The sequence below is a fragment of the Fodinicola feengrottensis genome (assembly GCF_010993775.1).
Taxonomy (GTDB): Bacteria; Actinomycetota; Actinomycetes; order Mycobacteriales; family HKI-0501; genus Fodinicola; species Fodinicola feengrottensis.
Window position 1 is genome coordinate 85,421 of sequence record NZ_WOTO01000035.1, and the last position, 13,505, is coordinate 98,925.

The 13,505-nt window shown below is 67.2% G+C and carries 21 protein-coding genes and 2 pseudogenes; 8 read left to right on the forward strand and 15 right to left on the reverse strand.

Going from position 1 to position 13,505, the window contains the following annotated elements; genetic code table 11:
- Positions 1–2 precede the first annotated feature (2 nt).
- Positions 3–185, forward strand: coding sequence for a hypothetical protein (locus tag GNX96_RS29165; protein WP_163571109.1), 183 nt, complete (start codon positions 3–5; stop codon positions 183–185).
- Between the two features lie 202 nt (positions 186–387).
- Here GNX96_RS29165 and GNX96_RS29170 read toward each other — a convergent pair whose 3' ends face one another.
- Genes GNX96_RS29170 through GNX96_RS29195 form a run of 6 tightly spaced genes read right to left on the reverse strand, consistent with a single transcriptional unit; the run spans position 388 to position 1,927 of the window.
- Positions 388–537 (reverse strand): hypothetical protein, encoded by a 150-nt coding sequence (locus GNX96_RS29170; RefSeq protein ID WP_163571111.1) that lies wholly within the window; start codon positions 535–537, stop codon positions 388–390.
- Positions 534–773 carry a hypothetical protein gene (locus GNX96_RS29175; RefSeq protein ID WP_163571113.1) on the reverse strand — a complete coding sequence of 80 codons (240 nt, stop codon included), beginning with the start codon at positions 771–773 and terminating at the stop codon, positions 534–536. The genes GNX96_RS29170 and GNX96_RS29175 overlap by 4 nt, the downstream gene beginning before the upstream one ends.
- Positions 770–976 carry a hypothetical protein gene (locus GNX96_RS29180; protein WP_163571115.1) on the reverse strand — a complete coding sequence of 69 codons (207 nt, stop codon included), beginning with the start codon at positions 974–976 and terminating at the stop codon, positions 770–772. Before GNX96_RS29180 ends, GNX96_RS29175 begins: the two co-directional genes overlap by 4 nt.
- 4 nt (positions 977–980) lie before the next feature.
- The gene (locus GNX96_RS29185; RefSeq protein WP_279581757.1) at positions 981–1,358 is read right to left on the reverse strand and encodes a hypothetical protein; all 378 of its coding nucleotides are present in this window, start codon (positions 1,356–1,358) and stop codon (positions 981–983) included.
- Position 1,359: 1 nt separating this feature from the next.
- On the reverse strand, positions 1,360–1,563 hold the full coding sequence (locus tag GNX96_RS29190; protein ID WP_163571119.1) for a hypothetical protein: 204 nt from the start codon (positions 1,561–1,563) through the stop codon (positions 1,360–1,362).
- A 1-nt stretch (position 1,564) separates the two neighbouring features.
- Entirely contained in the window at positions 1,565–1,927 is a 363-nt protein-coding gene (locus GNX96_RS29195; protein ID WP_279581758.1) for a hypothetical protein, read from the reverse strand.
- A 213-nt stretch (positions 1,928–2,140) separates the two neighbouring features.
- Between GNX96_RS29195 and GNX96_RS29200 the strand changes: the two genes are divergently transcribed.
- Positions 2,141–2,401: a helix-turn-helix domain-containing protein gene (locus tag GNX96_RS29200; RefSeq protein WP_163571123.1), complete on the forward strand. Its 261-nt coding sequence runs from the start codon at positions 2,141–2,143 to the stop codon at positions 2,399–2,401.
- 88 nt (positions 2,402–2,489) lie between these two features.
- Here the strand turns inward: GNX96_RS29200 and GNX96_RS65090 are convergent.
- Positions 2,490–3,553, reverse strand: a pseudogene (locus GNX96_RS65090) (TIGR03564 family F420-dependent LLM class oxidoreductase).
- 101 nt (positions 3,554–3,654) lie between these two features.
- Here GNX96_RS65090 and GNX96_RS55990 point away from each other — a divergent pair.
- Positions 3,655–4,086, forward strand: coding sequence for an SbtR family transcriptional regulator (locus tag GNX96_RS55990; RefSeq protein WP_279581776.1), 432 nt, complete (start codon positions 3,655–3,657; stop codon positions 4,084–4,086).
- Here the strand turns inward: GNX96_RS55990 and GNX96_RS55995 are convergent.
- From GNX96_RS55995 to GNX96_RS56005, 3 genes are read right to left on the reverse strand one after another with little or no spacing between them, the layout of a single operon-like run.
- Positions 4,015–4,812, reverse strand: a complete 798-nt coding sequence (locus tag GNX96_RS55995) for a DUF3817 domain-containing protein (protein WP_279581761.1) — start codon at positions 4,810–4,812, stop codon at positions 4,015–4,017. The genes GNX96_RS55990 and GNX96_RS55995 overlap by 72 nt on opposite strands.
- A gap of 46 nt (positions 4,813–4,858) precedes the next feature.
- Complete coding sequence (locus GNX96_RS56000; protein ID WP_279581774.1) at positions 4,859–5,374, reverse strand: TerD family protein; 516 nt, start codon at positions 5,372–5,374, stop codon at positions 4,859–4,861.
- Positions 5,278–6,123: a TerD family protein gene (locus tag GNX96_RS56005; RefSeq protein ID WP_279581762.1), complete on the reverse strand. Its 846-nt coding sequence runs from the start codon at positions 6,121–6,123 to the stop codon at positions 5,278–5,280. The genes GNX96_RS56000 and GNX96_RS56005 overlap by 97 nt, the downstream gene beginning before the upstream one ends.
- A gap of 120 nt (positions 6,124–6,243) precedes the next feature.
- Here GNX96_RS56005 and GNX96_RS29230 point away from each other — a divergent pair, with 120 nt between their 5' ends.
- Positions 6,244–7,191, forward strand: coding sequence for a M48 family metallopeptidase (locus GNX96_RS29230; protein WP_279581763.1), 948 nt, complete (start codon positions 6,244–6,246; stop codon positions 7,189–7,191).
- 8 nt (positions 7,192–7,199) lie between these two features.
- Positions 7,200–7,355 carry a hypothetical protein gene (locus GNX96_RS56010; protein WP_279581764.1) on the forward strand — a complete coding sequence of 52 codons (156 nt, stop codon included), beginning with the start codon at positions 7,200–7,202 and terminating at the stop codon, positions 7,353–7,355.
- 5 nt (positions 7,356–7,360) lie between these two features.
- On the opposite strand, the pseudogene GNX96_RS29235 reads toward GNX96_RS56010, so the two are convergent.
- A pseudogene (locus GNX96_RS29235) lies at positions 7,361–8,326 on the reverse strand (sigma-70 family RNA polymerase sigma factor).
- A 144-nt stretch (positions 8,327–8,470) separates the two neighbouring features.
- Here GNX96_RS29235 and GNX96_RS56015 point away from each other — a divergent pair.
- Entirely contained in the window at positions 8,471–9,154 is a 684-nt protein-coding gene (locus GNX96_RS56015; RefSeq protein ID WP_279581765.1) for an MFS transporter, read from the forward strand.
- Positions 9,094–9,873: an MFS transporter gene (locus GNX96_RS56020; RefSeq protein ID WP_279581766.1), complete on the forward strand. Its 780-nt coding sequence runs from the start codon at positions 9,094–9,096 to the stop codon at positions 9,871–9,873. Before GNX96_RS56015 ends, GNX96_RS56020 begins: the two co-directional genes overlap by 61 nt.
- 13 nt (positions 9,874–9,886) lie before the next feature.
- Here GNX96_RS56020 and GNX96_RS29245 read toward each other — a convergent pair whose 3' ends face one another.
- Positions 9,887–10,333 carry a hypothetical protein gene (locus tag GNX96_RS29245; RefSeq protein WP_163571128.1) on the reverse strand — a complete coding sequence of 149 codons (447 nt, stop codon included), beginning with the start codon at positions 10,331–10,333 and terminating at the stop codon, positions 9,887–9,889.
- Positions 10,330–11,100 carry an SURF1 family protein gene (locus tag GNX96_RS29250; RefSeq protein WP_163571130.1) on the reverse strand — a complete coding sequence of 257 codons (771 nt, stop codon included), beginning with the start codon at positions 11,098–11,100 and terminating at the stop codon, positions 10,330–10,332. The genes GNX96_RS29245 and GNX96_RS29250 overlap by 4 nt, the downstream gene beginning before the upstream one ends.
- A 402-nt stretch (positions 11,101–11,502) precedes the next feature.
- Here GNX96_RS29250 and GNX96_RS29255 point away from each other — a divergent pair, with 402 nt between their 5' ends.
- Positions 11,503–11,718, forward strand: coding sequence for a hypothetical protein (locus GNX96_RS29255; RefSeq protein ID WP_163571132.1), 216 nt, complete (start codon positions 11,503–11,505; stop codon positions 11,716–11,718).
- Here GNX96_RS29255 and GNX96_RS29260 read toward each other — a convergent pair.
- Together GNX96_RS29260 and GNX96_RS29265 are read right to left on the reverse strand one after the other, a co-directional pair.
- Positions 11,709–12,599: a 2-dehydropantoate 2-reductase gene (locus GNX96_RS29260; protein WP_163571134.1), complete on the reverse strand. Its 891-nt coding sequence runs from the start codon at positions 12,597–12,599 to the stop codon at positions 11,709–11,711. The genes GNX96_RS29255 and GNX96_RS29260 overlap by 10 nt on opposite strands.
- Positions 12,596–13,505 (reverse strand): alpha/beta hydrolase (locus GNX96_RS29265; RefSeq protein WP_163571136.1); only part of this gene is annotated, 910 nt, incomplete at its 5' end. The genes GNX96_RS29260 and GNX96_RS29265, both read right to left, overlap by 4 nt.

Here is a 13,505-nt window from a genome sequence, read left to right on the forward strand (position 1 = left end):
CGATGCCTCTCACCGTCGCTCACGGCATCGTTGACGCGAATGCCGGCCGACCGCAGCACTGGGTGCACGCACGTCACGTCGTCAGCCCACGACTTGCCGTCGTACAGCCAGCCGGCGACCTGGACCAGGCACCCGCCATCTTTCGGGGGGTGGCGCCGACGCCTTTGCGGATCATCGGGATGTAGTCTGGGATGTTCATTTACCTGTCCGCTTTCTTTGAATCGCGACCAACGAGCCAACCAGCCAGCACGAAGGCCGCTATTAGGGCAACTAGGTAGGTGACGAGGGTCATGGATGAGTTGTCTGTGAGCACACAGACGCCGGCGGCGGGGATGGCGGCCCCCAGCACACACGCCCACACTAAGAGAAGCGCCTTGAATTCGGTACTCACGGCTGTCCTGCCTTTACCATGATTCGCTGATTCGGATTTCGTTTCGCTAGCGCCTTGATCGTTTTCTGCGCCAGGTGCCACGAACCGAATACGTGGGTCGTGCCGTTCATGTAGACGGTCCAGCATTCGCCGTCGATGGTGCTCATTTCAGCTCGTCCCGTTGCGCGAGCGTGATTCCGCCTAGCGCGGTTGCGTATGCCTGCGCCTGCGTCCGGTATTCCTGAGCCTTGGATTCGTCCGCCTTGGCCCAGTTCCGCGCCTTCGTAGCGGAGCTATCGCGGACAATTTCAAGTGCGCGAATCAGCTTGCGTGCCTGGTCGCCGCTGATGAATCCTGTGCCGGCTACCGGTGGCGCGGCCAGTTCGTGACCTTGAAGCTTCATGACGCCATCTCCAGTTCCTGAGAGATCTTGATGGAGCCGGTCACCAGGTGGCCGAAGGATGCTCGGGCGCCGTGCTCTTCCAGCAGATTGGCGAGGATGCCCGCGGCGACCAACGCCAGCCCATCCGGCGAGCCGCCAACGTGGTACAGAATCGTGGCGAGGACGTCGGCTTCGGTGTCGCTCAGGGGCAGGCGAGTGGCCACCGGACTAGTCCTCGTCTACCGGGATGTAGACGTCGATCCAGTCGGCGATTTCTGGAAATGAGCTACTAGCGTCCGTGGGTGTGCCGTCGTTCAAGGCGGTTAACTGATCCTGATAAACCGATGTCGGCCAGCCGAGAGTCTCCTTCGCGTCGTCACCCAGTATCGCGTCGTTGAAGCCGTCGGTCGTCGATAAAACCACAAAGGGTTCGCCGCTGTTTACCATGGTGCACGTTTCCCACGCCGCCAGACCTTGTCGCACAAGCTGATCGCCCAGCACGCCTAGACAGCAGTACGCATCTGCTCGACGCAGCGCGCTTCTGCCTTGCTTGAAATCTCCGCTGCGCAGATCCCGCAGCCACTGCTCTTTCACGGCTCGCTTCATCTCAGCCTCTCGCGAAGTCTCGGCGCATCTCGCGCACGTACCGGTAATAGTTCTCGATGCTCATGGGTGATGCGCCAAGCCCGATGTGCTTGACCCGCTCGCGGTGCTGCATGTACGACCGCACGAATCGGAGCGTTGAGGCGAGTGATTCGCCCTGCTCCGCGGCGTACCAGGCTGCATGGACTTCGAGGTCAGGGAAGTGCATGTCAGAGACCGGCCAGCGTGGAGTACTCGACGTATTCAGTGCTGACGTTTTGTTCCGCAAGCGCGTCGTAAACCTCGCGCATACGCAGGCCGTCCCACACGCTACTGTCCACGCCGTTGCCGAGTAGCTTCCGTAGGTTTTCGGCGACCTCGCCCGCCAGAGTGATCGTGACGTTGGCCGGCGTCGGGGGCTTCGGTTCGCGCGCTTCGACCGTCAGCGGGCCGTAATAACGAGCCACAGAGAGCATGCTCCGCCCATCGGTGAACACCTCGGGCTGTTCCCCGCGCGTTCTGTACGAGTCCGCCCCGTCGCTCGACTGGTACCAAGCATCCCCATCGGCGTCTGTCAGCTTGAGTAGTGGCATGTTGTCTCCTAGAGTCTGCGGCGTTGATCTGATCCTAGCGGATCAAAAACGATCCGGATAGAGCTAGAGGGATCTTGTGTCAGCCGTCACGGAAATTGGGTGTCCGATATTGGTCCGAATCCGGGCGTGCGGGTTGTCAATAGGTCCTTCGACCTACACAATGGTGGATGATGAGCACCGGGGCGGCGGAACGGCCGCAAGACAAATCGGAAAGTGGAGCGTTCGCAGGTCAGCGACCTGTCGAACACGGTTGCGCTGGCGGTCTGGTACCTCATGCGCAAGAACGGGATCACGTCCGGCAACCAACTGGCTGCCGAGCTCGACGTGCCGCAGGCCACGATCAACCGCAAGCTGAACGGCCGCGGTGAGTTTGACCTAGGTGATATCGCGATACTCGCCGAGTTTTTCGACGTGAGCGCGGTTGAGCTGATCGCGGGGGCGCGTCTTGGAGGTCAGGTCACTCTAGCGCCGTAGCGGGTATTTCAGTGGATCCAGGTTGACCCGCACGCATGGGGCATGCGGGGCCAAACCGGGACGGTCGGTGGCTGGAGTCAAGGAGTGGTTAGTTTTGCCGCACTAATGCGGAGAACAGGTCGAGCGTACGGGCGCGGTCGGCGTCGGAGCCGACCGGAAAGGCGATGAACTCGGTGGCACCGGCGTCGAGTTGGCGCCGCAGTTGCCGCTCGACCGAGGCCTCGTCGCCCGCGATGACGACGTCCGCTACGCCGTCGACGCCTTCCCGGTCCAGCATCGCGCGGTAGTTGTCGAGAGTGGCCGCCAACCCGAAGGTCTCCGCGACCCAGGTCCGTACGGCCGCTTCGTCGCTGGTCACCGACACGATGACCCCGGCGACGATCCGCGGCGCCGGCCGCCCGATCGCGGCCTTGGTAATCGTCGGTACGACGTGGTCCGCGAGGGTCCGGATACCGGCCCAGTTGGTGATCGTGCCGTCGGTCAGCTCGCCGGCGATCCGTAGCATGGTGGGGCCGAGCGCGGAGATCAGCAGCCCCGGCGGTTGCGCCCCGGGGACCGCGACGGTGCCGGTCGCGGTCAGGGTCTCGCCGGCGTAGGACACCGTCTCGCGCGCAGCAGCGGTGCCAACGCGGTCAGGTATTCGCGCAGGTGGCGGGCCGGTCGCTGGTACGAGATGCCGAACCGGCCCTCGACGACCGGCCGGTGGCTGACCCCCACCCCGAGGCTGAGCCGGTTGCCGACCGCAGCCTGCGTAGTGAGCGCCTGGCTGGCCAGCGCGACGGGGTGGATGGGGAAGCTCGGCACGATCGCGGTGCCGAGCTCGATGCCCGGCGCTTCACGGCCGACCGCGGCCAGCGTGGTCAGCGGATCCCAGCCGTAGTGCTGGCCCATCCAGAATCCGGCCAGGCCACCGGCGGCCGCCGACTTGGCTTGCGCGGCGATCTGGTCGAAGGTCAGACCTCGTTCGTCGATCAGCAGTCCGATACGCACGAGAACTCCTAAGTGGAGGAATTTTCCTCCGCTTAGCGTACGGTGGTTGTCCGGTGCTTTGCTAGTGCGATGGCCGAGACACTGCGGGCGGACGCTCTGCGCAACCGTGAGCAGATCCTGGCCGCGGCTCGCCGGCTGTTGGTCGAGTACGGCCCCGACCATCCGCTGGAGGACATCGCTCGGGCCGCCGGCGTCGGATCGGGACACTCTACCGCCGCTTTCCGGACCGTGCCGCGCTGGTTGACGCGGTTATCAGCAATGGCATGGACCAGTTGGTGGCGGCGGCCGAGACGGCGTTGGACGAGGAGCCGGACGCGTGGTCCGCGCTCTGCCGGTTCGTACGTTTCTGCGTTTCGATGCGGCTCGGTGGCTTGTCATCCGTCATCGACGCGCAGCGACATGAGGCCATCCGGCTGCAGCCGGAAACCATCCGCCGCCGGCTGGTCCTGACGGCGGCGCTTGGTCGAATGGTGCGGGACGCCCAAGCCGACGGCATGCTGCGTACGGACGTGGATGTTGGCGACATCGGCATGGTGATCAACGTCCATGTCCGCCAGTCGGCGGGCCTCGCGCACCTCGAGGCGTCAGTGGACGCACGGCTGGCGGAGCTGCTGCTCGCCGGCCTACGCGCCGCCGCGGAGCCGGAATTCCCGCTGCCCGGGGTGCCACTCACCGGCCCCGATATCGGCGGCTGAACCGCTAGTCGGCCGTTTCGGCGAGGATCCGGCGCTCGGTGGCCCGCTCGACGAAGACCGAGGCGAGTGGGGGATGACGCCGGCGAGCATGACCAGGATCGTCCGCTTCATCGGCCAGCCGAGTTTGTTGCTCAGGTCGAAAACGCACAGCAGATAAATGATGTAGACGAGGCCGTGCGCCGGCCCGACCAGCCCGACCACGGTCGGATTGTGCGCGAAATATTCCAGTGGCATCGCGACAAAAAGCAGGACCAGCAGGCCAAGTGCGGTCAGATACGAGAAAATCCGGTAACGCAACAGCGGCCCACGCAACTGCTGGTGGGTCATTCGGGTTTGGGTGTCAGTCATCCTCCGCCGCCAACCGAGCCAAGTAGTCGTTGTAGCGAGCCAATTCCTGGTCATCGTCGTCCGCAGGGGGGCCGCGCTGCCGGCCTTGACCAGCACCGGCGGTCGTACGACCGGAGCCGGCTCGGGTTCAGCGGTCGCGACCGGCTCGGCGGGCTTGGCGAGCTGTCGGGCCTCCAGCTGCATCATCCGGAACCACGCCCAGACCACGAAGATCGCGAAAAGCGGCCACTCAAGGGCATAACCGGCATTCTGCAGGGTGCCGGTCGGCGAGCCGGCTCGGTACCACTGCCACCAGGCGCCGCCGACGCAGATCGCCAACAACACCAGGGCAGCGACATGCTTCCAGAGCCATCGCCGCGAGAACATCACTTGCCGCACGTCGAAGAGCCTAACCGGTGCCAACTGAGAGACCGCTGGGAGAGGCTCAGACGTACGCCTTCGCCGGCTTGACCATGGCCCGCACGGTCTTGCCGTCGTGGAATTCGCCGATCGCGGTCATCTCCCACCCGCCGCCAGCCCGGCGCAGCGTACACATCACCACGCCGGTGCTGTCCTTGGTGCCGGACAGGTCGAAACGTACGAGCTCGTCGCCAGTCACGTCGTCCAGCAGCCGGCACCAGGCCGCCCGCAGCGTGCTGAACTTCTGGCCGGAGAAGCTGTTGACGGTGAACACCAACGAGGTGACCACGGCCGGGATCCGGGTCAGGTCGACGGTGATCTGCTCGTCATCCCCGCCGTGCCCGCCGACCAGGTCGTCGCCGGAGTGCTGGACCGCGCCGCCGGCGCCCTTCTTCGACATGAACCAGACCTTGTCCACGTCCTTGCCGAGCGCGTTGAACAGGATCACCGACGCGTCGAGGTCGATGGACCGGCCCGATCCGGCGGCCCAGCCCAGACCCATCCGGACCCGTACCAGCGGCGGCGCGCCCGTCTTGACCAGCGAGACGCTTTGGCCTTTCTGCAGCGAAACGCGGCCCTTGTCGAGGTTGATCCGGCCACCGGCGGCTGGCTCGGGCCGCTTCTGGTACGCGGACTGTTGCGGCGCGGCGGCGGGCGGCTGCTGGTGCGCGGGCGGGCCTGGCGGAGGTGCGTACGGCGCTGCACCTGGTGGCTGACCGTACGGCGCCGGTGGTTGCCCATAAGGCGCTGCTGGCGGCTGGCTCGGCGCTGCCGCGCGGGTGGATGGTACGCCGGCGGTGGCGCGGGCGATTCCTCGACGCTGATACCGAAATCGGTGGCGATCCCGGCGAGGCCGGTGGCGTAGCCCTGGCCGACCGCGCGGACCTTCCACGCGCCCTGCCGGCGGTAGACCTCAACCAGCACCAGCGCGGTCTCACTGGCCAGCCCGGTCGGTACGAAATGGGCCACCGGGGCTCCGCCGGCGTCGGTGACGGTGGCCGCGAGGCCTTGTACGGACGCGAAAGTGCCGGTCCCGTCGACGGTCGCGGTGATCACCACCTTCTCGATCTGCGCGGGCACCGCCCCGAGGTCCAGCCGCAGGGTCGACGGCGGCTGCAGCGTGACGCCGGGAGCCGAAGGTTGGTTGAAGAACACGAAATCGGCGTCCGATCGCACCTTGCCGGTCGCGGTGACCAGCAGCGCCGCGATGTCCAGAGCCGCCGAGGCAGTCGCCGTGATGACCACCGCAGCGCCGGGCAGCGCCGTGTTAGCGCCTTTGGTCAACTCCACCACGCACTCCTTTTCACCGTTTGCGGCAACCCTACGACCCGGATGCCAGTGCCGGAGACCGAAACTGGCGAGCCATCGGTGACCGGCGGCATAGACTCGGCACATCACGAGGAGGACACCATGAGCGCTGGAGATGCCGCGCGGGCGAAGAGTTTGTCGGACCGGGCCCGGTTCCCGGGGATCAGCCCGCGGGCGTACGAACATCCGGCCGACCGGGGCGCGCTGGTCGCGCTGCGGTCGGTGCCGGGGTTCGACAAGGTGCTCCGGGCGATTTCCGGTGCGGTCGGGGAGCGGAGCGTGCGGCTGCTGGCCCTGGCCTCGCACATCCGGGTGTCGCCGCGCCAATATCCGGTGCTTGACCAGCTCCGAAACGAGACCGCGACGACGCTGGACATCACCCCGGTGCCGGAGATGTTCGTGGTCCGCGACCCGGTCCCGCAGGCGATGGCGATCGGCCTGGACACGCCGATCATCACCATCACCACCGGGCTGCTGGAGCTCTGCGACGAGGACGGGCTGCGGTTCGTCATCGGCCACGAAATGGGTCATGTGCTGTCCGGTCACGCGCTTTACCGGACGATGTTGCTGTGGTTGATCCAGCTGGCCCAGAATTTCGCGTGGTTGCCGCTGGGTTATTGGGGCTTGCGGGCGATCATCATGGGTTTGCAGGAATGGTTCCGAAAGTCGGAGCTTTCCTGCGACCGGGCCGGCCTGCTGTGCGTGCAGGACGCCAAAGCCGCGCTGCGGGTGCACGCGGTGCTGGCTGGCTCGACCGACCCGGACGAGATGGACGTGTCGGGATTTCTGGGCCAGGCCGAGGAATACGAGTCCGGCGGGGACATTCGGGACAGCATCCTGAAACTGCTGCACCTGTCCGGGCAGACCCACCCGCTGGCCGCGATGCGGGCCGCCGAGCTGCAGAAATGGGCCGGCAGCGAGGCGTACGAGCGGATCCTGGCCGGGGACTACCGCGCCGGTCCGACGACGCGAGCACCCCGATCAGCGAGGAGGTCAAGGCGGCCGCCCAGTCGTACAAGGAAGCGTTCACCACCTCGCGCGACCCGCTGAACAAGGTGGTGAACGACGTGGGTGGCATAGTCGTCGGCGCCGCGTCCCGCGTTCGCGACTGGGTCCGGACGCCGTCCTCCGGCAGCACACCGCCCTCGGGCGGCACGAACGGCTCCGACCGTACCGACCGCGACGACAGCGGCGGCCCCGACTCACCGAACTGAGATCGTCAGAGGCTTGCCGGCAGGCCGAAGGCCGGGAACAGGCTCGGGTCGTGGAAGGCCACGACGTGGGTGACGCCGGTCGCGGTCACTGTCAGGACCTGCAGGGACTGCGGGTGGTGGCCGCCGTCCGGGCCACGCCGATAAGTGCCGAAGGCCGGCTGTCCGTTCGCTGACGTCGGCACCATTCGTACGGCGCCGCGAGTGTGCAGCGCCTTCGCAGCGAGGAAGCGGACGACCAGCTCGCGACCGGTGAACCAGGTCAGGTGCGGCGGCATCTCCAGCGCGGCTTCCTCGGTCAGCACGTCCATAAGGGCGGTCATGTCGGCGTTTTCGAAGGCGGACGCATAGCGGGGTGAGCAGCACCCGCAGCTGTTGGTCGCTCGGCTCGCTGACGTCCTCCTCGATCAGCGCTGCCCGGCGCAGCTGGGCGCGTGCCCGCTGCAGCGCGCTCGCCACCGCCGCGGTGGAGGTGAGGTGCGAGCAACTCCGCGACCTCGGCCGCGCGCCATCCGAGCACGTCTCGCAGGATCAGCACCGCGCGTTGGCGGGGCGTCAGGTGCTGCAGCGCGGCGATCAACGCCAGCCGCATGCCCGCCCGGGCCGTGTGGACGGCCGCCGGGTCGTCCGGATACGGCTGCAGCCAGGCTGTCTGCGGTGACGCCGTGATCAGGGCGGCTTCGCTGTCCGCGGAGGGGCCGCCAAGGCCGGACGGCAGCGGTCGCCGGCCGCGAGTTTCCAAACGCCCGCAGGCAGGTGTTGGTGGCGATCCGGTAGAGCCACGTACGCAGCGAGGCCCGACCCTGGAATCCGTCGTACGACCGCCAGGCCCGCAACAACGTCTCCTGCAGTTGGTCCTCCGCGTCGTGCAAAGAGCCAAGCATCCGGTAGCAGTACGCGAGCAGCTCCGCCCGGAACGGCGCGGTGAGGTGGTCGAAGTCCTCGTCCGCCGAGGTCACTGCTGCTGGCCGCATCGCCGTCCTCCGTCGCTCGTGCACCGGTCTCCACTCGTACAGACCCGGACCGGGCGGCGAAGTAATCGGCTCGCGCCCGGCCAGTTCCGCGGACCGCTCGGATCGATATCGGTGACTGTGCCACATCCGATCCGGAGGATAGACATGACAACGAAACAGCGCTGGGTGCTCGCGCTGACCTCAGCGGCGTCTTTCATGATCGCGCTGGACACCACCGTGGTGACGACCGCCCTCAGCACGATCCGACGAGATCTCGGCGCGTCCGTGGAGACCCTTGAATGGGTGGTCAACGCGTACGTGCTGACCTTCGCGGTGCTGCTGCTCACCGGTGCCGCGCTCGGTGACCGGTTTGGCCGGCGGCGGATGTTCGTGGCCGGGCTCGCGACTTTCACGGTCGCCTCGGCGGCCTGCGCGTTGGCTCCGACGATCGGCCTGATGATCGCCGCCCGGGCGGTCCAGGGCGTCGGTGCCGCGCTCGTCCTGCCGTTGGCGATCACCCAGCTCAGCGCCGCGTTTTCAGCTGAACAAAGGGGAAAAGCGCTGGGCATCTGGAGTGGCATCACCGGCCTGGCGACCTTTGGTGGGCCGTTCATCGGCGGCGCGGTAGCGCAGGGTTTGGCCTGGCAGTGGATCTTCTGGATCAACGTACCGGTCGGGCTGCTCGCGGTCGCGTTCACTTTCTTGCGGATCAACGAAAGCCGTGGGCCGAACCGCGGCCTCGACGCCGGTGGGGTGGTGCTGGCGATTGGCGGGTCGCTGGGGCTGGTTTGGGACTGGTACGGGGAAACGCTGCCGGCTGGGGCAGCCTGGAGGTGGTCGCGTCGCTGACCGTTGGGGTGGTGTTGGTGGTTGCCTTTGTCGGCTGGGAAATTCGTAGCCTTACGCCGATGCTGCCGATGCGGTTCTTCGCCGTCCGCGGGTTCAGCAGCGCCAACGCGGCGAATTTCGCCATGATAGCGGGCATGTACGCGACGCTGTTCTTCCTGGCGCAGTATTTCCAGACCGCGCAAGGCGATGGACCGTTGCTGGCCGGGCTGCGGATCATGCCTTGGACCGGCACGCTGATGGTGTGCGGGCCGGTGGCCGGTCGGCTCGCCGACCGGTTCGGTGAACGCGGCCCGCTGCTGGCCGGGTTGCTGCTGCAGGCGATCGGCAGCGGCTGGTTGGCGCTGATTATCTCGCCAGATCTGGGTTATGGGTGGATGCTGCCGCCGATGATTCTCGCCGGCTGTGGAATCTCGATCGCGATGCCGGCCGCGCAGAAGGCCGTCGTCGGTGCCGTTCGTCTGGAGGAGATCGGCCCGGCGTCCGGAGGTTTCAGCATGCTACGCCAGCTCGGTGGCATGTTCGGTATAGCGATCGCCGTCGCGGTTTTCGCCGCGGTCGGGAGCTATGCCTCACCGCACGATTTCTCCGGCGGTTTCGCGGCCGTACTCACCGCCGTCACCCTGTTCGCGGTCATCGGCGCCGCCTGCGCCGCCGCGCTGCCGGGCCGCTCACGCACCGCCCCGGCCGTTTCCGCACCGACTGTTTCGGTCGCCAGGTGAATGCCCCGCCGCATCAGGCGGCCGGATATTCCTCGGCGTCGGCTTCTTCGAGGTCTGCTTCCAGCAGTTTTCCGGCCATCACAAGGGAAGCGATCGCCGAGCCGCCGGCGAGGCCGGCTACCAGCCAGCGGTTCACCCGGGGCAGCCGTCGCCAAGACAGCAGCGTGGCGGCGAGGTCGGCGAGGTCGGCCACTCCACCGAAAGCGATCCAGCGGGACGCCGAGACGAGAGTGTCGTCGTTTTCCTGCTCGCCCATCGCGGTCAGCGTGCCGAGGCCGAGGACCACGTCACGGCCGCCCATCGCGCGGGCCAGGACCTTGGTGCCGGTGTGTTCCGCGTCGGCGCCCACCCACGTACGCCCGAGCAGTCCCGGAGCGACCAGAGCGGAGAGGCCCAGCACGGTCCGGCCGACAGCTAGCCAGCGGGCGCCGACGGCGGCTTGGGCGGGAGTGACCTTCATACCTCCACTTTGTCACGACCAGCCAACACCGGCTGCGTGGTTGTCTCACGCCGACGCTTGCGCACCTCCAGCATCGCGAGCAACACGAAGCCGGCCACCGCCATGATGCTGAACGTGAACCACTGATACGCGTACGACTCGTGGTTGCCCTCGTCCAGCGCGCCCTGCGGGATCGCCTCCGGATATTTGCCGGTGACGGCCGGATTCTGGCTCACCAGCTCGACATATCCGTCGTACGTGGGGGCGCCGATCGCCTTGCCCAGCGCGCGGCCGCGTCGATCCGGGTCACCGAGATCATCCCGCCCACGCTGGACTGGTGCGTGTCGCCGGGCTCCGGCAGCCGGATCCGGCCGGTCACGGTGACCATGCCGTCCTTGCCGGCGATCGGCGCCGGCACCGGCTGCTCCTTCGACGGGTTCTCGCCCGAACGGGATCCAGCCGCGGGCGACCAGCAGTCGGGTTCCGTTCGAGGTGACCAGCGGGGTCACGATGTAGAGGCCGTTGTCGTCGGCGATCTGTCGGTAGCGGACCAGGATCTGGTGGCCGGTGTCCCAGCGGCCGGTGGCCACCACCGAGCGGTATTCGATCTGGGTGGTCGGCGCCTTGTCCGTACGCATCAGTTGCTCGACCGGCGTCGCGGTGGCCGACCGGGTGGCGAGGATGTGCTGGTTCTCGTCCCGCACCCCCTGCAGCCGGCCCAGCTGCCAGAACCCGAGTGCCACGAACGTCACCGCCATCACGATGACCAGGAACCCGAGGAGATCCATTTCGGTTTGCGAAGAAACGCCAGCACGCGATCACCGTACGCCGGCCCCCCCCACCCGCCACTGCCCTCAGTCCCGCTCGTTTGTCCGCGTCGACGCGATGCGTGCGTTGGGCCTGGGTTCACCTCACTCGGGTGTTGATCTTGAAAGTTGGCACCCAGCGGCCATGGTCGTTGAGTGCGGCACAATGTCCCGCAGTCGACGTCGAGTGCGGGACATTGTGCCGTGGTCGATGAGCGGCCGGCCTTCCAGCGACGCGAAGAGTGGCCCGGACGAATGACAATCCACAATGGATAGTCATGACGTTGGTCAGTGTTATGGATGGGTGTTCTCTGCGTAACGTGGATGGTGGGGTTGATCCCGCTATTCAGAAGAGGTAATGCATCTATGTTGACAAAAAAAATAATGGTCGGCGCGGCGACTGGTGCGCTCGCGATGGGTTTGCTGGCGGCGCCCGCGGCGGCGGCGCAGCCAGCGGACTGGGTTTTCAGCCACCAGACATTTTCCAGCAGTGACGCCTGCGAACAGGGCGGCCGCGCTGACAAGCAGGCGGACCGCAACATCAAGGCCTTCAAATGCACCCAGGACGGTGTCTGGTACTTGTGGCTGAACTACACCTGAGTGGATCCGTTTAGTCCGCGCAAAAGAGCGAGCAGCACCTGGTTGGTCGGCGTGGGAATGCCATAGCGGGCGCCCAAAGCGACGACCGCGCCGGTGATGAACTCGTGTTCGGTCGGGCGGCCGGCGAGGCGGTCGTAAAGCATCGAGCTGCCGCCTGGATCGGCTGTGTGCCGCAGGTACGCCCGCATGCTGAGGTCCACCTCGTCCGGCTCGAAGTGGGCGCCGTCCGCGGTGCCCACGGCGACCGCCTCGACCAGCAGCGCGCGACTGAGCTCGACGATGTCCGGCTCGGTCATCACGTCGAGGCGGCGCAGCGTGAGCGCGGTGATCGGGTTCGCGGTCACGTTGTTCAGCAGTTTGCGCCAGGCCGCGGTGGGGAAGTCCTCGTCCTGCCTGACCGGCACCGGCGAACCGGCCAGCACCTGCGCGAACCGCGCCCCGACCGGGCCGGCCGGCACGGTGATCTGGCCATCGCCGCGCAGCTCGACCTCACCGGGCGCGATGCGTTCGGCCGGCTGGTAAATGAGCGACGGCAGGATCTCGGTGCGGTCGCTCACGAGCGGACGTACGCGATCGCGCTGCCCGATCCCGTTCTGGACCACCACGACGACCGTCTCCGGGCCAACCAGCCGGTCCAGCCAGCCGCGAATGCCGGCGGTGTCCTGCGCTTTGGTAGCGACGACCACCCAGTCGTGCGGGTCGACGGCGGCCGGGTCCGTGACCGTACACGCCGGGACCTCGGTCGTCTGGTCGTTCTTGGTGATCCGCAGCCGGTCGAAGCCGGTGCGTACGCACAGTGTCGGCTTGCCGCCGACCTCGGTGGCCGCCCAGCCGATCGCGCTGCCAATGGCGCCGGCCCCGACGATCGCCAGTGAGCTCACGCGTTCTCCTTCGGTCCGTACGCCCGCAGCCAACGGGACAAGGCCTGGAAGTACCGCTCGCGGGCTGGTTTGGGCGACAGCGCGAGGTCGTGCAGGCCACCGGCGATCCGCTGCACGGTGACCAGCGGTCCGACCTTGGGCGCCCAGCGCGCGGTCTGCTCCACATCCAGCACCGCGTCCGCGGTCAGCAGCGACTCGTCCCAGCCGCGGGTGATCACGTACGCCGTCGATGCGGCCACCAGCACTGGGCAGGGCACTTCCAGACCGCCGTGCAACTGGCGCTGCGCCACTCGTACGGCCCGCAACCAGCCGGCTCGCAGCGGTACGCCGACGATCGGCTTCCACCTGAGGTCGAACTGCCATTCGCCGTAGTAGTCGGCGTGCACGGACTCCGAATACGGCGTGCGGTGCAGCGACGGGATCACCGCCATCGGGCGGGTCCGGCCGAGCGCCTCGATCCAGTCGCCGCCCCGGCCACGCAGCGCCGGCGGCACCGGGAGCTGGAAGAACGGCGAGTTCAGCAACATCGCGTCGAGGATGCCGCGGCCGTCTCGGCGGTCCCGTCGCGCGTGCGCCCACATCGCGGCGATCAGGCCGCCGGTGGAGTGGGCGTTCAGGATGACGGAGTCGTGGCCGTCGGCGGTGATCAGCGCATACGTGGCGTCCAGGTCGGCGGCGTACTCGCCGAGATGTCGCACGTACGCGAGGGTCTGGTGCGATAGCCAGCTGCGACCGTTCTTGCGCAGGTCAACGGCATAGAAGTCGTAGCCTTGCTCCACCCAGAAGTCGGCCAGGTGGGTCTGGAAGAAGTAGTCGGCATAGCCGTGCACATAGAGCATCGCGCGCCGAGTCGCGACCGCGGCGCGGCGGCGGATGGGCCGACCGGGCCCTGCTCGTCCGGGCCGA